The following is an 18,500-nucleotide window of genomic DNA, read 5'->3' on the forward strand; positions in this document are numbered from 1 at the left end:
AGAAAAATGTGATTTTAACTTATATCTTTTTTCAATAACTTAAGCTATTTAAAACTTTAAGTAAGAAGAATTTAAAAATCGAACTTATAAGTTACACCTCCTAATACTTGAAAACCTTGCACATTAAAGTTTGCAAAACGTTGGTAGTCTGAATTTAGAACATTATTTAATCTTATAAATGCCGAGAATTTATCGTTAAAATGATAACCTCCATTCAAATTTACATCAACAAAAGCATCTAATGTTTGTATAGCATTTATAGGTGATGGAGAGGTTGAGGAATATAAAACATCTTTTCTTTCCCCAACATAAAAAATGTTGGTAGTTGCATACCACTTATTGCTTTTGTATTTTGCGATAAATGCACCTTGAATTGTAGGTAAATTCCAAGCGTCGAATTGAGAATTCATGGTAAAATTATCAAACTGAAAATTAGATGTTAATGTTATTCTTTTGGTTAAATCGTATTCTAATTCTGCAAAAACTGAGGTGGTTTTAACATCATCATAAACAAGATTAAAAGAATTTCCATATTCAAAACCTTTTAAAGCAACTCCATTTATAAAGTTATTGGTTCCATCAGATTTTGAATTGTTTCTAATAAAAAAAGGTTTGTCTTGTTCTTCTTTATAACTGGCAGATAAATTAAAACTAAGATCGTTATTAATTACTCCGTTAAAACCTAAAAATGCGTTGTATTTTTCTGAAGTTTGAGTGATAAATAATGTTGGAGAAACATATGGATTTACTTCTGTAAACTTCTTATAAGTATTGGTTTTTAAATCGCCAGAAATACCTGTATAAACATTTAATTTTTCTTTGATGATGGATTTCTGAACCTTAACATCTGGGTACACTAATACATTATTGATATGGTTTTCTGAATCTACAGAAGCAAATAATTTTGCTCCTAATTTTACAGAAAAACCTGCGAAAGTAGTATTGTACTCTGGATTTATCATTGCTGTAAAAATGGAATAATTTAATAGTTCTGAACTAGTATAATCAGTTTTAAACTCACCATTTAGTAATTCTAAAGAAGTATTTAATTGTAAATTGTTTAAATTTCTACTGATAAAATCGATAGGTAAATCAAAATTAGTAGTTAGACTCATTAAAAATTCTGAACTTTTATAATTGTCTATAAAATAAGATAATGATAAAATACTTTTATCGATATAAGAGTCTAAAAAGTCTATTTCTCCTGTTGCGTTAAAATATTTGTAAGATTGATTTTCTTCTATGTTTTCTATTGTAGTTGCCGAAAATGAATTTTCTTGTAAACCATACCAATTGTAATTGTTTAATTCTGTATTTAAAACAAAATTCCAATCAAAATAACGTTCTTCTTGTTTGTAAGAAACACTTGCCAAAAGGTTAGAAAAATCGCTATCTAATAATGTGTTTTCTATGTTGGCTAAAGAAGCTGCGTATTTTAGAGATATGCCAATTTCACTATCAAAACGCGTGTAATTATGTACATAAGCTTCTAAATAAGGCGAGGTAAAATTACCAAAACCAGCAGCTACATAATTATCGTAAATACGTTCTTTTACACCAACATCAATCCCTTTTACAACACCGCTTTTAGGAATAAAAGTAGAAGCTACAGGAGCTGAAAAAATAGTGTAATTAAGTTTTTTCTTTTTGCTTTTGTCTGATAATTTTATCACCGGATTTTTGTGAATTTTATTAGCATCAGCAATTTCTGGATTGTACGTAGTAATAACTTCTACAACCTCAGTTTTTACAGTGTCTTTTGCAACAATTGGTTTTGTTTGCTGAGCATTAACAGCAAAAAAAGTAAAGAAAATTAAAAATATGATTAAGCCTTTTTTCATTAATTTTTATTTTGTGGAGTTATAGAATTATTGGTTTTGGCTTCGTTTTCTTTTATTTTATCGAGTTCTAATTGGGCTTCTTTTACAATATCATCAAACTGCGTAAAATTCTTAATTACATTTTCTAAGATAAATGTGGCTTGGTAAGCATCTTTTAAGCTGTAATAATTTTTAGCCATAATTACATAACTTTTTACTCCCCAATATTTATAAGCAGAGTAGTTTGCAATTAATTCTTGTACAACTTTTGTAGAGGCTTCAAACTCATTTTCTAAATTTTTAAAATAAGCATTGTAGTACAACGTTTCTGCTTTTAACTCGCCAGTTGCTTCTTGTTCTACAGCACTGTAATATTCTTGGGCTTTTGTTAAATCTAAATTTAAGAAAGAGGCTCTTGCTATAATTATTTTAGCATCTAACTCTAAACTATCGTCTAATTTGTCTTTCTTTAGTATTTTTTCGGCATATTCTATGGCTAAAAAATAAGCTTCAGTTTTAGAATAGGCTTTCATTAAATTACTCTGTGCAAATAGAATATTTTCTGATACATAAGCCTCTTGCTCTAATCTTTTTAATAAAGGAATAGCCTCTTTAAGGTTTTGGTTTTGTAAATAAATTTGAGAAAATTTAGCCAAAACATCCTCGCTAAATTCACTTTGGCCAGCTTCTAAAACAACTTTGTATTTATCTATTGCTTGATTGTATAAACCTTCTTTAAACAAAAGATCTGCTAAATAATAATTAGCTTTTAAACTGTTTTTACCATTAGGAAAATTTCTTAAATATTTTTTTAAACTTAAGATGCTGCTATCATTTTTACCTTCAAAATATTTACGTTCTGCAATAGCAAAAGATGAATTTTCTAACTCATTATCAGAAACATTTACAAATTTTAAAGTTTTGGTCCAAGCTACATAACCATCTAAATTATCTTCATCTATATAAATATTTTTTGCATTTCTAACAGCCTCGAGTGCATCAGAAGAATTTGGAAATTTACGAACCATCAATTTAAACTTTTCTAAAGCTTTTGCATTTTGATTTTCGTTATAATACAATAAGCCTTGACGAACCAATGCTCTAGGTAAAAAAGCACTTTTAGGATGTTTTGCCAACAAACGATCGTAAGCTTGGTGTGCTTTAGTGTTTTCTTTTATTTTGGTGTAAGTATTTGCCAATTGATACAAAGCATCATCTTTTAAAGTAGAATTGCTATATTCATTTACTACTTTAGTTAAAGCAGTAATTTTGGCATCATTATCATTCTGAAAACCATAACTCATCCCCATTTGATATTGTGCATAATCTGCTTCTGCACCATTTTTATCAACAACAGTTTTATAATTGTTTATGGCTCTGCTGTAATTTCTAAGCGCAAAATAACTATCACCTAAACGTATAAAAGCATCATCAATTAAAACCTGATCATCTACTTTGTTTTTTGTAAATTGATAAAAAGAATTGATGGCATTTTCGTATTCTTTTAGTTTAAAATAAGTGTAACCAATATTGTAATCTATTAAAGAAAATGTTGATGAATCTGTATAAGTTAAACTGTTTTTAGTGATTTTAAATTTTGAAAGTGCTTCTGTAAAATTTTCTAAACGATACAAAGTTTCTGCTTGCCAATAGTTCCCTTTTTGCGCAATTTCGCTATCGTTAGCAGTTTGAGCGGCTTTAAAATAAGGAATTGCTTCTGTATATTTTTTATCGTTAAACAATTGCATTGCTCTGTATAGAGAAACTTCTGAGGCTAACTCAAAATTTTCTTGTGTTTTTTTCTTCTTTAAATAATCTAAAGCACCTTGATAATCTTGCTGATGTATAAAAGAAGAAACGACCAATTCATTAATTTCGTTATACGCAGTTGAGTTTGGATATTTCTTTAAATAGTTTTGTAAAACATCAGAAATACTCTCAAAAGGATTTCCTTCTTCGTAACTTAATTTAGCGTAGTTTAAAGCAGCATCTTCTTGAATTTTAGTATTAAAAGTCATTTCGCTAGCCGTTTTAAACGCATTTAGAGCTTCGTTTTTCTTATCAGTATTTAAATAACATTCTGCTAAATGGTAATACGCATTCTGAGAAACTTCATTTTTTTGGGTAATGATTTTATTAAAATAACTTATGGCGTTTTCAAAATCATTTTGTTTGTAATACGCATAACCCAATTGATAATAATCTGTATTGTTCCATTTTTTAGCTTTGCCTTTATAAGCTTTTAAATAAGGAATTGCTTCTTCGTATTTTTGGAGGTTAAAATAACTTTCGCCCACAATTTTAGATATTTCAGAAATATCTTTTCTTTTTGCCGTTTTTAAAAGTTCTGGCCCCACTTTTACACAACGTTCAAACTGCCCAGCTTTAAAACTAATGTCTAACAAATAATAAGAAATTTCTGATTTGTAAGATTTGTTGTCTGCAATTTCTTTTAAAGTAGATTCAGCTATGCCATAATCTTCTTGTTTATAAGCTATATATCCATAATAATATCTAGAATCATTACCATATTTTGCATCGTTGATTAACGGCAAAAAACGATCTTTAGCTAAGGTTAATCTGTTGGCAACTAAAAAACCATAACCCATTTTAAAATTTAATTCCTTTCTGTTGTCTTCAGAAATTAAATCCATATTTACTTTTTGATACCATTTTAATGCGTGAGCTGCTTTTTTATTGGCAAAGTAATAATTACCTACATTAAAAAAAGCTTTATTCTTTTTGTTACTAGTTGGGTTTTCTTCAACAAAAGTTAGTACTTTTTCATCAGCATTTGTTTGATTTAATTTTATGGCGCACATGGCATCATAATAAGTGGCATCTGCTTTTAAACTAGAACTCTCTTTGGCATTGTGCTGTACTTTTTCGAATGTTTTTTGCGCTGCTGCATAGGCTTTATTATTGTAAAGTTCAAGCGCGTTGTTAAAGTCTGTAGTTACGCTTGCTTCTATAATAGATTGTTGAGCAAAAGCCACAAAAGTTGAGAGTAAAAAAGTAAATGATAAAATAGATTTTATACTAAAACTAAATTTCATACAATTGTTTTTGTTATAACCTAATTAACGAACATTTTTTTAATTTGTTGGATGAAAAGTGAAAAAATATTCAAAATAATTTGAAACAAAAATAAGAATTATTGAATTTTACTATGCTAAAATCACAAGAAACTAATAAGTTTGTAAAAAGGACTATTTTTATGGAAAAACCAGTTTTACATTTAGAAAATGCAGATATTTATCAAAGAGATAGTTTGGTTTTATCTAACGTAAATTTAAAAATACAAAAAGGTGGTTTTTATTATTTGATTGGTAAAACCGGAAGTGGAAAAAGTAGTTTAATGAAAACGCTTTATGGCGATTTACGCTTGCAAAAAGGTATTGGTTCTATTGTGGGTTTCGATTTAAAAAACCTAAAGGATAAAGACATTCCGTTTTTAAGAAGAAAAATTGGTATAGTTTTTCAAGATTTTAAATTATTAAGCGATAGAACTGTTTTTGGAAATCTAGAATTTGTGTTAAAAGCTACAGGTTGGAAAGATAAAACTGAAATTAAAACCAAAATAAACGAGGTTTTAGAAAAAGTAGGTATGCAATCTAAATACTATAAAAATACATACGAACTTTCTGGAGGCGAACAGCAAAGAATTGCAATTGCAAGAGCGCTGTTAAACGACCCAGAATTAATTTTAGCAGATGAGCCTACAGGAAATTTAGATCCAAAAACTTCTTTAGAGGTTATGGGCCTTTTAAATGAAATTCATAAAAGTGGAAAAACCATTTTAATGGCCACTCACGATTATCAATTAATTGTAAAATTTAAACACAATACATTAAAGGTAGAAGCTGGGGAGTTGTTTGAGGTTGTTTAAATAAAAATTAATAGTTGTAAATTCATCAACTTTGAGTAAAAAGAAAATTTTTGTTGCAGTTACTAACGATATTTCTACAGATTATAGAGTTCATAAAATATGCAATTACTTAATTAGTAAAAGTTTTAAAATAGATGTTTACGGTAGAGTATTACCTAACACAATTTCGGTAGAACGAGATTATAAAATTATTCGTAAAAAACATCTTTTTAATAATGAAGCATGGTTTTATGCAGAGTACAATATCCGGTTATTCTTCTTTTTAATCTTTAGAAAATATGATTATATATTGGCTAATGACCTAGACACCTTACCTGCATGTTTTTTTGCTAGTAAACTAAAAAACACAACATTAGTTTATGATAGTCACGAACTTTTTTCTGAAAGTGTAGAGCTGCAAGGAAGAAAATTTGTAAAAGGTTTTTGGCGAAAATTAGAAGATTTTTTTTTACCGAAAATTAAAAACTCTTATACTGTTAGCCAATCTATAGTAGCGTATTACAATAAGAAATACAAAAATGGAATGGGGTTAATACGCAACATTCCATTAAAAAAAGATACTTTAAAAGAAGAAGAAATAAGTTTTCCTACAAAGAATAGAACCATTCTATATCAAGGAGTTTTAAATCCAGGTAGAGGTATAAAACCTATGATAAAAGCCTTACATTTTATAGATAATTTAGATTTGATTATAATAGGTTACGGAAAAGTAGAAGCCGAATTAAAAGCTTTTACGGTTGCACAAAAAATGACAAATAGAGTTCATTTTTTAGGTAGAGTTGATAGAGATAAATTATTCAATTACACCAAAAAAGCTACTTTAGGAATGGTTTTAGAAGAACCTTTGGGTTTAAGTTTTCAGTATTCTTTACCTAATAAACTATTCGATTATATACATGCAGAAATTCCAATTGTGGCAGGTAATTTACCAGAAATTTCAAGAATAATAAACCAATATAAAGTTGGTGTTATTGTTGATAATTATCAACCTAAAACTATTGCAAAAAGTATTCACAATCTTTTAAATAATGAAACGTTATTATCTAAAATTAAGCAGAACCAACACCAAGCAAAAGAAATTTTATGTTGGGAGATTGAATGCAAAAAATTAGATAATTATTTCCAATAACGATAACTATCAAACCAAAACTAACCATAATTATACCTGTTTTAAACAATCTTTTTGGATTGCGTAAAAGTATTGAAAGTATAGAAAAACAAACCTTTAAAGAAGTTGAAGTTTGGGTGATAGATGGAGGATCATCTAAAGAAATTCTAAATTACTTAGAAGGTTTAAAAAAGCCATTTTTTTATCAATCTGGAATAGATAAAGGAATTTATGATGCCATGAATAAAGGAATTCACTTGGCAAAAGGAGAGTGGCTTTACTTTTTAGGTGCTGGAGATAGATTATACAATAATACTATATTAGAAAACGTTTTTAAATCCCTAAAAAAAGATTGCTTTTTAATAGCAGGTAAGATAGTTTACCAAGGAAATCATAAACCATTTGTTTACAGCAAAAGTAAAATGATAAAAAATGTGCATTGGTCTAAAAGAATGTGGCTTACCAATGGATTACATCATCAAGGAACCTTTTATAAAAAAGAACTTTTTAAAGAAAGTGATTATGCCTTAAATTATAAAATACTAGCCGATTATCATTTTAATTTAAAGTTGCTAAAGAATAAGATAAAGTGTAATATCTTACCTCTAAAAATTGCGAAATGTAATTCTGATGGAGTTTCTAAAATTGGTTCTTGGCAATTGTATCAAGAGGAGATTAATTTGAAAACGGACTTAACTTCTGTAGTTTTAAGACCAGTTTTTTATATTGTTGCATTACTTAAATTTTTATCTCGAAAAATTGTAAATGATTAATAGAAAACAAATAGCAGCTTTAATATCAGAAAAACTGACTTCAGAAAAAGAGCATTTAAAAAGCCTTTTTCAAGAAAGTAAAAATGATATCGGTTTTTTTTATATTGATAATCTTTTACCTGATGAAATAGTAAAAGAAATTCACTTTAACTTTCCTAAATTAACAGAAACGAAGCAGCGTAAAAGTATTCGAGAACATAAATATGTTGCTTATCAAATGAATAAGTATCATCCACTTTTAGAGGAAGTTATTTATGCATTTCAAGAAAAAAACGTGGTAAAATGCATTGCTGATATTTGTGGGCAACCTAATGTTTTACCAGATGAAAATTTATATGCTGGAGGCTTGTCTTTAATGGCAAAAAACAATCATTTAAGTCCGCATTTAGATAATTCCCACGATAAAGACCGTCAATTATGGCGTGTTTTTAACTTATTATTTTACGTAACTCCAAATTGGAAATTAGAAAATGGAGGAAATTTAGAATTATGGCCAAATGGATTAAAAGCGGAACCCATAGAAATTGTTAGTAAATTCAATAGATTGGTTATAATGGCTACGCATCATAAATCTTGGCATTCTGTAAATAAAGTATTAGTAGATGATGTACGCTGTTGTGTATCGAATTACTATTTTTCCAAAAAGCCTTTATTGGATAACAGCGATTTTCACGTAACAACATTTAGAGCAAGACCTTCTGAAAAAGCAAGAGATATTATGTTAAACATAGATAATAAATTAAGGAGTGCTGTTCGAAAAGTATTTAAAAAAGGAATTCGCGAAAACCCACACCATTATAAAAAATAAAAAACCCACTCCTCAGTGAGAAGTGGGAAAATTGCTATGAAAAAGAATGATAAGACGAATCCTATCATTAACTAAGACGTTTTATTTTTAAAAAAATTACAAGTAAACAATATTTTAACATTTTATTAGGTTTTTAGAAGTCATTACAAATTATATGTTATGCATTCAACAATAGTTTTATTCCATTTATCGACAGTTAAAAATGTATCATCCATTTTCAGCTTTATTAACGTTTCTTTAGTGGTAACTTTGCCTTAGAACTAGGTATATAATTATTTATTGTTCTAAAAAATCAACAGATTAATAAATCAATAAAAGATTTTGTTCTTTTATAAATTTAAAAATTATTAAATAATTTGTATTTTAACATGAATAAAAATTTCAAAAATAAAAAGTCCATGAATCCCTCACTATCCTCTCTTTTGAGATACGCCTTTATTTTATTGTTATTAAACAGTTGTAGTTTCGATGAACCTGAAGTATCAGATGTTATTTTAGAAGAAGAACAAGAAGAAGTGCTATCTATTCCAGATGGTTTTGATTTTAGCACCGCTCATGATGTTAAAATTAATATAACTGATAATGGAAATTATGCAAAATATGATATTTATGCATACACAGATGAATTGTATGATGCTGGCACAGAAACTTATGAAAATGAATATGGAGAAACTGTTACAGAAACGGTTTATAAGTCAGATGTATTAGAAAAGTTAATTTTCTCTGGTGTTGCAAAAAATGGTTCTTTAGAGCAAACAATAAATCTGCCTAAGTTTTACAATAAAGTTTTAATTCGTAGAAATGAGAACTTGCAATTTACTTCTAGCATAAAAGATATTATAAACCAAGAGGTAAATTTTAATGCTGCCGAAGCTAAAAAATCAGTAAAATCGAGTGAATTAAAAAGTACAACAGATTATTTATATTGTGTAAATGGTTCTGCTCAATTATTTCAAGTAGATCCTGTAACAGGTTTACTTACTGATTTATCTCAAATGCCAATGGGTAGCTATACTTGTGCTATTGATCAAGAAAATAAAGTATTATATTCTATTGGAAGATCGAACCCTTTTCCTTTAATGAAATATTCAATTGAAAATGATAGCTGGGAAACTGTGGCAAATTTAGGAATAGGAGGTCCTAGATTAGATTATAATACCAATGACGGATTGCTTTATTTTTCTAAAAACGGCAAGTTGTATACTTTTAATCCTGCAACTGGAGCACAGTTAAACACTTGGAATATTGAAGGATTAGATAGTACAGCAGGAGGCGATTTAGCTTTTGCCGAAGATGGTACCTTATTTTTATGTACTTTTTCAGGATTATATCGTTTAGAGTTAGATGCCAATAATACATATCAAAGTACAAGAATAAGTGCAGACAGCTTGCCTTTTCAACCCACTTCTATGACTTTTGATTCAAACCAAGAATTATGGTTAGCGAATAGTGCTTCAAGTAGTAATTTAATTATTATGGATACACAAACTGGTGGTTGGGCATATAAATATGGACCTAATGCAAACAACGGTACAGATTTTGGAAGAACAATTAACGATTTAACTACTTTTCGTGTAATATCTGATGATGTAAATGATACAGATACAGATGGAGATGGTATTCCAGATGTAGATGATGCGTACCCTGAAGATGAAGAAATTGCATTCGAATATTTTACACCTAGTAAATATGGTCAAGGTACAATTGCTTTTGAAGATTTATGGCCAACAACTGGAGATTACGATTTTAACGATGCAGCTTTAAGTTATCAAGCAATTGCTAAATTAAATTCAGATAATATGGCTGTTGAATTAGAATTTACATGTAATATTAAAGCTAATGGAGCAGGTTTTACAAATGGAATAGGTTTTCAAATCGATAACTTATCACCATCTGATATAGAGAGTGTAACTGGTTCAGTTTTATCGCAAAACTTTATAAGCTTAAACCAAAATGGTACTGAAGCAAACCAAGATAAAGCTGTAATTATTTTAGCTGATGATGTTGATAATATTTTAAATGAAACTAAAATAATCATAAGATTTACAGCACCAATAAGCACAGAAAAATTAGGAGTTGCACCTTTTAATCCTTTCTTAATTGTAAACATGGAAAGAGAAAAAGAAATTCATTTACCATATATGAGCGCTACAAGTTTAGGTGATAAAAGCACCACTTTTAGTGGAACAAATAGAGATGCAGATGGCAACTATATTTCAGATACAGGATATCCTTGGGCAATAAGTATCATTCACGATTTTAAAGTACCAAAAGAAAAAGTAGCAGTTACAGAGGCTTATAATTACTTTAGTCTTTGGGCAGAATCTGGAGGTACAGATTATAAAGATTGGTACAAAGATTCAGCAGGAAATAGAAATGAAGAACTTATTGATAAATAATTTTAACAAATAAGTAGATTATATTTTATTAAATAAAAGAAAAGATTCTGAAGATATTTCTTCAGAATCTTTTCTTTTTAAGTTTTAAAAAAATAACATAATTTACAATTAGCTAGTGTATATAAATATTAAAACCCTGTAAATAAGTAATTTACAGGGTTAAAAGTGGAGACGCCGAGAATCGAACTCGGGTCCAAACAAGCAGCCAAAAAGCTTTCTACATATTTAGTTCTTAGTTAATTTTCGTTTAAAAGCTGATTAAGAACAACCCACTTTTAACTTAGCTTTTTTAGTTTCGAAAACTTACCAAAGCGTTAAGTTTTCTATGTTTATTTTTACGATGCCCAAAAATGAAACGCCATAAACCAAGGCTTTTCGTGGACATAAAGCTTGCTCACCTTGTGAGCCTAGGCTAATCTTACTATAATTCAGATTATGCAGCTAAAGCGTAGTTATCTTCGCCGTTTAAAAAGTTGAAATTAGGTTTAACGAGTGTTATTTCATAACTCGATATGCTTACCAATTCACTGACCTTGCTGTCAAAACCAGTCGTCCCCTTAATGAGATAGCTAAACTTGTTTCAGAGTCTCAAATCTCATTCTATTTTTTCAAAGAACTATATCATCAATTTAAAAATGATATAAATTTGGGCGTTACTTTTCGCCAAAAGCATTTGGCGATAAAGTCAGGCTTTCACTACTCGTTTTTTATTCCATTATCATTACATAAAAGAACTCAAACAAATCGTTCAATCCTTAACGCGATTTGCAAAAGTATAAAAAATACAATTGCTAATCTCTTTAAAATCTAATATCTTCGAACAAATATTATACCATCTTTTACAACAGTAGTTTCGGTAACCTTTAAAAACATTTATTATGAAGTTTGGCATCATTAAAGAACGTAAAAATCCACCTGATAGAAGAGTCGTGTTTTCACCAGAGAAGTTGCAAGAATTTAAAAATCAGTTTGCTACAGCAGAAATTAAAGTAGAATCTTCTAATATTCGAGTTTTTTCTGATGAAGCATACAAAAATGTAGGAGTAGAAGTAACTGATAATATGTCAGATTGTGATGTTTTATTAGGTGTAAAAGAAGTGCCTATTGATGCTTTAATTCCGAATAAAAAATATTTTTTCTTTAGTCATACCATTAAAAAACAACCTTATAATAGAGATTTGCTTAGAGCAATTTTAGAAAAAAACATAGAATTGTACGATCATGAAACCATTGTAAAAGAAAACGGAATGCGTTTAATTGGTTTCGGACGTTATGCAGGTATTGTTGGTGCATACAATGGTTTTAGAGCTATTGGTTTAAAAAATATAACTTTTAATTTGCCAAAGGCAGAAACTTTAGATTCTCAAAAAGAATTGATTTCTGAATTAAAAAAAATAACCTTACCTAAAAATTTTAAAATTCTTTTAACAGGTAATGGAAAAGTGGCTTATGGAGCCAAAGAAATGCTAGATGCAATACATATTAAAGAGGTTTCTGTTGATGATTATTTGAGTAAAAATTTTACTGAACCTGTGTATTGTTTGGCAGATGTTTTAGATTACAATAAAAGAAAAGACGGAAAAGTAATTGATAATTTCGATTTTTACGAACATCCAGAGAATTATGAATCAGATTTTATGCGTTTTGCAAAAGTGTCAGATTTCTTTATTGCTGGTCATTTTTATGGAAATGGAGCTCCTTATTTGTTTACCAGAGAAGATGCAAAATCGAAAGAATTTAATATAAAATTTGTAGCAGATATTTCTTGTGATGTTGATGGTCCTGTTGCATCAACCCTAAGGGCATCAACTATTGCAAACCCAATTTATGGTTATGATCCAGTCACTGAAACTGAAATAGATTATACAGATGAAAACGCAATTGTGGTTATGGCTGTAGATAATTTACCTTGCGAATTACCAAAAGATGCAAGCGAAGGTTTTGGGGAAATGTTTTTAGCAAATGTAATTCCTGCTTTTTTTAATAATGATAAAGATGGAGTTTTAGCAAGAGCAAAAATGACAGAAAACGGAAAACTAACCCAACGTTTTTCTTATTTACAAGATTATGTTGATGGAAGAGAATAATTTTCAGAATCAGCAATTCTTATTAGATTTAGCTAAAGCGAAAATGCCTTTTGGTCAGTTTAAAAATCGATATTTGATAGATTTACCCGAACATTATTTGGTGTGGTTTAAGAATCAAGGCTTTCCTAAAGGTAAATTAGGCTTACAAATGGCAAGTATTTATGAAGTAAAATTAAATGGATTAGAAGATATCATCAGAAAAATAAAAAATGATAATACTTGATTTTTTATATAAGTAGCTAAATTTTAGTGATGTATAAAGGTTTGAAATTCAGTCTTTAACCACCAAACCATAAGTTATATGAGCAATTCCTAAAATTAAAAGTGATGAATACCAATAATTAGGAATTAAGAAACAAATTATTGCTAAAAACAAAGAAACACCTGCTAAAATAAAAAGATTTTTACTGTTTTTAAGTTTTAAAAAGAGTAGGGTTACAGCATATAATAACAAGAAAATGGGTGCTAAATAATCACTGTAATTAAAGAATATTAGATAAGAAAGTACTAAGAAAATAACAATAAAACTCAACAGATATTTCCATAAAATAGTTTTTGTTTTAGCATTCCAAAGTTTATAATCTAATTTTTTTGACTTTGATTTTCCGTTGAAAAATAAGGTTACAGAAGAGAAAATAAAAGTTATAAAGATTATGGTTAGAATAAGAATTTCTATAATTTGAGGAGATAAAGCACCTAAAGGATTCCCATCAACTAAAAAGCCCATTATTAATTTTTTTATTAAAAATGTAGCGCACAAAAAATAGATGCCTATTAAAATACTTGAATAACCTTGTAAAGAAAAATTTGGCTGAATATGATTTTGTTTCTCCATAAATATTTAAATTGGGCAAATATACAACAAAATGAAACCTGCAGAAGAATACATTTTAAATCAGCCAGAACCCTTCAAATCTATGTTAATGCATTTGCAGATTTTAATTGAAGGTTCTTTTCCTGAAGTAGACTTGCAATTTAAATGGAAAATTCCCTTTTATTATTTAAATGATAGACCTTTTTGTTATTTAAATCCATCAAAAAAGAAAGGTTATGTAGACGTAGTTTTTTGGGTTTCTGCACACTTAACAAAGTATAATGAGTACTTAATTTCAGAAAATAGAAAAGTAGTAAAATCGTTAAGATATTTTAAGCTAGAAGATATCAATGAAGAAATTTTATTAACGGTTTTAGATGAAGCTCATCAACTAAAAGACAAAGGATTTTATAAAAGAACTTAGAAAATATTTTAATATAATTCACCTTTCAGGTTTTTAAAACCTGAAAGGTCTTTTTTAAACAAGTAGTGTAAATCAAGCAATATTATTGTACCCTAACCTTAAAATGCAAAGCATCTTCTTTGTTGATGTACAAAACCAAATCTGCATTTCTATTTGGGTTTTTTAAAGTTAGTGTAGTTATTCCGTTTGTTGTTTGTATAGTGGGTTTTTGCGCATATTTATGACCTTTAAAATTGTAAAAAATCAGTGAGGTTGTATCTAGATTTTTAAATTTTAACGTGATGTTTTCTGATGATTGTAAGTTGATAATTCCTGTTTTTGGCGCAATTAATTCAGCTTGTAAACTCAAAAAAGTCTGACTATAAATTGGCTGATTATAAAACTCTTGAATGCTCATTCTACCAAAACGCAATACCCAAAGATTGTTATCAGGATAATGTGTTTTAAACATTTTTTGCTTTGGCATATTAAAAAAGTAGTTGTTAAATTTTCGAATCCATTTGCCATTATATTCGTAACCTGCAGCCCAAGTTGCATCTAAAATAATCCAATTACCATTAACTTTTACAGCATTCCAAGCGTGATTTGTAGTATTCGCTATTTTACCAATTTCACTGGCATCTGTTCTAACATTGCCTTTTATTACGGCTGCTTCAATATTTAATAAATCGCATATTTTTTTAAACGATTGCGCATATTCTTCACAAACACCCATTTTTGTTCTAAAAGCTGTATTTACCAACTGGTCTTTAATAGCTTGTAGTTTTTGTGCTTTTTCTTCTTCGGATTTATATCTAAATTGATATTTTCTTTGCCTAGGATTGTAATATTCTTTTAAATTATATCTAATGTTTTTTGCTAACCAAAAAAAAGCGGCCCTTACTTTATCAACATCCGAAGAAAAATCGCTTTCAATTTTATTGGCTAAATCATCAACCTTAGAAAATCGTGGATATTGTAAAACTTTGGCATCAACTTTTTCAAAATCTTGAGAAAAAGTAACTGCAGACATTAAAAGAAAAAATAGTAATTGTTTCATTATAAATGATTAAACAATTTTGTAAACCAAATATTGTGCCTTTTCTGCAAGGTTGCTTTAAAAGCTTCTAGGTTTTCTGTTTTAAAGAATAAATACCTACAAGGTTTTGGAAACCTTGCAGGATATATGTTTATGTTTAATGGAATTGAGTGAGTGCGTTAAGGATTGAGTGGTCTGTTTGAGCTCTTTTTTCTTTTTCAGAAAAAAAGCGAGTAGCGAAAGCCTGTTAAAACGCCCAAAAACTATTTTAAAATAAATTGTATTTATAAATTATTAATCGTTTTTCGAATGGCAACCAAATTACTTAAAAGACCTTCTAAATTGTCTAAATGTAACATATTTGCACCATCAGATTTTGCGTTTGCAGGGTCAAAATGGGTTTCTATAAATAAACCATCAACATTATTTACCACTCCAGCTCTTGCAATAGTTTCAATCATTTCTGGTCTACCACCTGTAACTCCAATAGTTTGGTTAGGTTGTTGCAAAGAGTGGGTAACATCTAAAACAGTAGGTGCAAATTCGCGCATTTCAGGAATTCCTCTAAAATCTACAATCATATCTTGGTAACCAAACATGGTGCCTCTATCAGTAATCCAAGCTTTGTGGTTACCAGCATCTTTTACTTTTTGTACAGCGTGTTTCATGGCTGCAGGACTCATAAATTGTCCTTTTTTTAAGTTGACCACTTTACCCGTTTTTGCAGCAGCAACCACCAAATCTGTTTGACGTACTAAAAACGCAGGAATTTGCAAAACATCTACATATTCTGCAGCCATTGAAGCATCAGAAACTTCGTGAATATCTGTAACTGTTGGCACGTTAAAAGTTTCTGAAACTTTACGTAAAATCTTTAATGCTTTTTCATCTCCAATTCCTGTAAAACTGTCTATTCTACTTCGGTTTGCTTTTTTAAAACTCCCTTTAAAAATGTAAGGTATTTCTAATTTATCAGTAATTGAAATTACTTTTTCAGCAATTCTTAGCGCCATTTCTTCGCCTTCAATGGCACAAGGACCACAAAGTAAAAAGAAGTTATTTGCAGTTGTATGTTTTATATTCGGAATTTCAGATAATATCATTGGTAAAATTTTACACAAAAATAAGCATTTAAATTAGTTATATTTATGCTTTAAAATTTGATAAATATTATGACCAAAACATTTAAAATAGTAGTTGTATTAGGATTATTCTTATTAGCAAGCTGTAAGGGTTCTGTAAAAGGAGATAATGGTAAAGATGGAGTAGATGGCACATCACCTTCTAAAAGTGAGGAGGTTAACAAATCAGTTTTGCCTTTTTTTATAGATTCTACAACCGTTAAAAAACATTTGTATACCCTAGCTTCTGATGATATGCAAGGTAGAAAAGCGGGTACAGCAGGTATAGAAAAGGCGGCAAAATATATAGAAAATGAGTATAAAAAAATTGGATTAACTACTTTTAACGGATTAGATTCTTATAGACAAACGTTTAATTTTACTCCTAGAAGAGCTAAAGAAGAAATTACAAGTGCAAATATTATTGGAGTTTTAGAAGGTAAAAGTAAAAAGGACGAATATGTAATAATTTCCGCACATTATGATCATTTAGGAATTAGAAATAAAGAGGGCGAATTAGATAGTATTTACAATGGTGCCAATGATGATGCTTCTGGTGTAACAGGTGTTTTGGCTTTGGCAGAATATTTTAAAAAAGTGGGTAATGAAAGAACCATAATATTTGCTGCTTTTACTGCAGAAGAAATGGGATTGGTGGGTTCTACTCATTTTGGAAAAGGTATTGACGCTAGTAAATTTGTTGCAGGAATCAATTTAGAAATGATTGGAAAAATTCCAAGTTTTGGACCTAATACAGCTTGGTTAACTGGTTTTGAGCGTTCGGATTTTGGGAAAATTGTACAAAAGAATTTAGAAGGTTCAGGGTATCAATTATTTCCAGATCCTTACAAGAAGTTTAATCTGTTTTTTAGATCAGACAATGCGTCTTTAGCAAGATTAGGTGTGCCTTCGCATACATTTTCTACAACTGCAATAGATGTAGATAAAGATTACCACAAAGCTTCTGACGAAGCAGAATCTTTAAATATGACTGTAATTACACAAACCATTCAGGCAGTTGCAAAAGGTACAGCAAGTATTATTAACGGAAAAGATACACCTACAAGAGTAGTTTTAGAAGAAGTTAAAAAATAATAATCATGAAACAAATACAGTTTCTTTTTTTGTTTTTATTGATGAGTTGCTCATCATCTAAAGTGATTGCAGATTACGACTCTAAAATCGATTTTAACAATTTTAAAACCTATCATTTTTTTGAAGATATAGGTAAAGGTTTAAATGATTTTGATGTAAAAAGAGTACTATCAATCTTAAATTTAGAGCTACAACAAAAAGGATTAGCACAAAATGATAATCCTGATTTTTACATTAATGCAATTGCCAATTATTCAAAAGCACGGAATTCGAATTCTATAGGAATTGGTATTGGTTCTGGAAATAGAAATGGCGGTTTTGGAATTTCTGGAGGAATACCTATAGGAAGTAAAAAATTAAATGAAGAATTTATTATTGAGTTTGTAAATGCTAAAACAAATGAAATTATTTGGGAAGGTATTTTAAATTCTACCATTAAAGAAAAACGAGAGCCAGAAGAGAAAGAATTACATTTTAAAGGTGTTATTGGTAAAATTTTAGCTAAATATCCACCAAAAAAATAAAAAGTATAAGTTGGTTTTAAAAAAAAGAAAATCCTCTAAAAATTAATTTAGAGGATTTTTTTTAATCTATACTTTTTTCTTTTTTAGAATTGATACCTAACTGCTAAAGCAACATTAGAATTTAAACCATCTAATCCACCAGCAATACCTATTTCTGGTCTATAATCTAAAGACAATAAAATTGGTGCATTAAAATCATATTCAATACCAATTACACCAGAACCATAAATACCAGTTCCGTTTGCAGAAACAATTCCACCACCAGCACCTGCATACCAATTCAATTGGTCTTCTATGCTCCAAACCCATTGGTATAAACCTGTAGCTTTAAAGTTGGTAAATTCATTGGCTAAACCTAAATCAATTTCTAATCTGTTGTTGCTACCTAATGCTTTTTGATAAGAAATTTCTCCTCCTACACCATCTCCACCACCAAAACGTAACCCAATAGCATTGTCAGAGATATCTTGTGCTTGCAAAGCAATTATTGTTGTAAAAACTAAACCTAGTGTTAAAAAAACTTTTTTCATAATGATTGAATTCATTTTAAGTTAATAATGGTACAAATTTATGGGTATTTCTCTGTTAACTTTAACTCATATGGATAAGATATTGTTAAA

Annotated in this window: 16 protein-coding genes and 1 other RNA gene; 10 read left to right on the top strand and 7 right to left on the bottom strand. The window is 29.1% G+C overall.

Annotated elements, in window-relative coordinates; translation table 11 throughout:
- Nucleotides 1–71: 71 nt before the first annotated feature.
- Nucleotides 72–1,841 carry a hypothetical protein gene (locus tag ACWYN7_RS01600; protein ID WP_462858100.1) on the bottom strand — a complete coding sequence of 590 codons (1,770 nt, stop codon included), beginning with the start codon at nucleotides 1,839–1,841 and terminating at the stop codon, nucleotides 72–74.
- A complete protein-coding gene (locus ACWYN7_RS01605) occupies nucleotides 1,841–4,876 on the bottom strand; it encodes a tetratricopeptide repeat protein (RefSeq protein WP_462858101.1) in 3,036 nt (1,011 codons plus the stop codon). Before ACWYN7_RS01605 ends, ACWYN7_RS01600 begins: the two co-directional genes overlap by 1 nt.
- Nucleotides 4,877–5,037: 161 nt before the next feature.
- On the opposite strand from ACWYN7_RS01605, the gene ACWYN7_RS01610 reads away from it, so the two are divergent.
- From ACWYN7_RS01610 to ACWYN7_RS01630, 5 genes are all read left to right on the top strand, one after another.
- Entirely contained in the window at nucleotides 5,038–5,709 is a 672-nt protein-coding gene (locus tag ACWYN7_RS01610) for a cell division ATP-binding protein FtsE (protein WP_462858103.1), read from the top strand.
- A 31-nt stretch (nucleotides 5,710–5,740) separates the two neighbouring features.
- Nucleotides 5,741–6,838, top strand: a complete 1,098-nt coding sequence (locus ACWYN7_RS01615) for a glycosyltransferase (protein ID WP_462858104.1) — start codon at nucleotides 5,741–5,743, stop codon at nucleotides 6,836–6,838.
- 32 nt (nucleotides 6,839–6,870) lie between these two features.
- Nucleotides 6,871–7,590 carry a glycosyltransferase gene (locus ACWYN7_RS01620; protein ID WP_462858298.1) on the top strand — a complete coding sequence of 240 codons (720 nt, stop codon included), beginning with the start codon at nucleotides 6,871–6,873 and terminating at the stop codon, nucleotides 7,588–7,590.
- Entirely contained in the window at nucleotides 7,583–8,398 is an 816-nt protein-coding gene (locus ACWYN7_RS01625; RefSeq protein WP_462858105.1) for a 2OG-Fe(II) oxygenase, read from the top strand. The genes ACWYN7_RS01620 and ACWYN7_RS01625 overlap by 8 nt, the downstream gene beginning before the upstream one ends.
- A 398-nt stretch (nucleotides 8,399–8,796) precedes the next feature.
- Nucleotides 8,797–10,797, top strand: coding sequence for an LruC domain-containing protein (locus ACWYN7_RS01630; RefSeq protein WP_462858106.1), 2,001 nt, complete (start codon nucleotides 8,797–8,799; stop codon nucleotides 10,795–10,797).
- Between the two features lie 163 nt (nucleotides 10,798–10,960).
- Here the strand turns inward: ACWYN7_RS01630 and ssrA are convergent.
- Nucleotides 10,961–11,354, bottom strand: a transfer-messenger RNA (tmRNA) gene (gene ssrA / locus ACWYN7_RS01635).
- A 321-nt stretch (nucleotides 11,355–11,675) separates the two neighbouring features.
- Here ssrA and ACWYN7_RS01640 point away from each other — a divergent pair.
- On the top strand, nucleotides 11,676–12,884 hold the full coding sequence (locus ACWYN7_RS01640) for an NAD(P)-dependent oxidoreductase (RefSeq protein ID WP_462858107.1): 1,209 nt from the start codon (nucleotides 11,676–11,678) through the stop codon (nucleotides 12,882–12,884).
- Entirely contained in the window at nucleotides 12,871–13,107 is a 237-nt protein-coding gene (locus ACWYN7_RS01645) for a DUF3820 family protein (RefSeq protein WP_459483958.1), read from the top strand. Before ACWYN7_RS01640 ends, ACWYN7_RS01645 begins: the two co-directional genes overlap by 14 nt.
- Before the next feature lie 48 nt (nucleotides 13,108–13,155).
- Here the strand turns inward: ACWYN7_RS01645 and ACWYN7_RS01650 are convergent, their stop codons facing one another.
- The gene (locus ACWYN7_RS01650) at nucleotides 13,156–13,719 is read right to left on the bottom strand and encodes a hypothetical protein (protein ID WP_462858108.1); all 564 of its coding nucleotides are present in this window, start codon (nucleotides 13,717–13,719) and stop codon (nucleotides 13,156–13,158) included.
- A gap of 31 nt (nucleotides 13,720–13,750) precedes the next feature.
- On the opposite strand from ACWYN7_RS01650, the gene ACWYN7_RS01655 reads away from it, so the two are divergent.
- Nucleotides 13,751–14,122, top strand: coding sequence for a DUF1801 domain-containing protein (locus ACWYN7_RS01655; RefSeq protein ID WP_462858109.1), 372 nt, complete (start codon nucleotides 13,751–13,753; stop codon nucleotides 14,120–14,122).
- Nucleotides 14,123–14,204: 82 nt separating this feature from the next.
- Here ACWYN7_RS01655 and ACWYN7_RS01660 read toward each other — a convergent pair whose 3' ends face one another.
- Complete coding sequence (locus tag ACWYN7_RS01660; protein ID WP_462858110.1) at nucleotides 14,205–15,161, bottom strand: transglutaminase domain-containing protein; 957 nt, start codon at nucleotides 15,159–15,161, stop codon at nucleotides 14,205–14,207.
- Between the two features lie 263 nt (nucleotides 15,162–15,424).
- Nucleotides 15,425–16,243, bottom strand: a complete 819-nt coding sequence (gene kdsA / locus ACWYN7_RS01665) for a 3-deoxy-8-phosphooctulonate synthase (protein WP_462858111.1) — start codon at nucleotides 16,241–16,243, stop codon at nucleotides 15,425–15,427.
- 69 nt (nucleotides 16,244–16,312) lie between these two features.
- Here kdsA and ACWYN7_RS01670 point away from each other — a divergent pair, with 69 nt between their 5' ends.
- A complete protein-coding gene (locus tag ACWYN7_RS01670; RefSeq protein ID WP_462858112.1) occupies nucleotides 16,313–17,356 on the top strand; it encodes a M28 family peptidase in 1,044 nt (347 codons plus the stop codon).
- A 5-nt stretch (nucleotides 17,357–17,361) separates the two neighbouring features.
- A complete protein-coding gene (locus ACWYN7_RS01675) occupies nucleotides 17,362–17,880 on the top strand; it encodes a DUF4136 domain-containing protein (RefSeq protein ID WP_462858113.1) in 519 nt (172 codons plus the stop codon).
- 83 nt (nucleotides 17,881–17,963) lie between these two features.
- Here ACWYN7_RS01675 and ACWYN7_RS01680 read toward each other — a convergent pair whose 3' ends face one another.
- Nucleotides 17,964–18,410: a hypothetical protein gene (locus tag ACWYN7_RS01680; protein ID WP_462858114.1), complete on the bottom strand. Its 447-nt coding sequence runs from the start codon at nucleotides 18,408–18,410 to the stop codon at nucleotides 17,964–17,966.
- Nucleotides 18,411–18,500: the final 90 nt, after the last annotated feature.

This window comes from Polaribacter sp. M10 (assembly GCF_054968445.1).

Bases quoted from the DNA above. Each gene is read 5' to 3' on its own strand.
- ACWYN7_RS01600 (WP_462858100.1), bottom strand. From the start codon at position 1,841: ATGAAAAAAGGCTTAATCATATTTTTAATTTTCTTTACTTTTTTTGCT.
- ACWYN7_RS01605 (WP_462858101.1), bottom strand. From the start codon at position 4,876: ATGAAATTTAGTTTTAGTATAAAATCTATTTTATCATTTACTTTTTTA.
- ACWYN7_RS01610 (WP_462858103.1), top strand. From the start codon at position 5,038: ATGGAAAAACCAGTTTTACATTTAGAAAATGCAGATATTTATCAAAGA.
- ACWYN7_RS01625 (WP_462858105.1), top strand. From the start codon at position 7,583: ATGATTAATAGAAAACAAATAGCAGCTTTAATATCAGAAAAACTGACT.
- ACWYN7_RS01630 (WP_462858106.1), top strand. From the start codon at position 8,797: ATGAATCCCTCACTATCCTCTCTTTTGAGATACGCCTTTATTTTATTG.
- ACWYN7_RS01640 (WP_462858107.1), top strand. From the start codon at position 11,676: ATGAAGTTTGGCATCATTAAAGAACGTAAAAATCCACCTGATAGAAGA.
- ACWYN7_RS01645 (WP_459483958.1), top strand. From the start codon at position 12,871: ATGGAAGAGAATAATTTTCAGAATCAGCAATTCTTATTAGATTTAGCT.
- ACWYN7_RS01650 (WP_462858108.1), bottom strand. From the start codon at position 13,719: ATGGAGAAACAAAATCATATTCAGCCAAATTTTTCTTTACAAGGTTAT.
- ACWYN7_RS01655 (WP_462858109.1), top strand. From the start codon at position 13,751: ATGAAACCTGCAGAAGAATACATTTTAAATCAGCCAGAACCCTTCAAA.
- ACWYN7_RS01660 (WP_462858110.1), bottom strand. From the start codon at position 15,161: ATGAAACAATTACTATTTTTTCTTTTAATGTCTGCAGTTACTTTTTCT.
- kdsA (WP_462858111.1), bottom strand. From the start codon at position 16,243: ATGATATTATCTGAAATTCCGAATATAAAACATACAACTGCAAATAAC.
- ACWYN7_RS01670 (WP_462858112.1), top strand. From the start codon at position 16,313: ATGACCAAAACATTTAAAATAGTAGTTGTATTAGGATTATTCTTATTA.
- ACWYN7_RS01675 (WP_462858113.1), top strand. From the start codon at position 17,362: ATGAAACAAATACAGTTTCTTTTTTTGTTTTTATTGATGAGTTGCTCA.
- ACWYN7_RS01680 (WP_462858114.1), bottom strand. From the start codon at position 18,410: ATGAAAAAAGTTTTTTTAACACTAGGTTTAGTTTTTACAACAATAATT.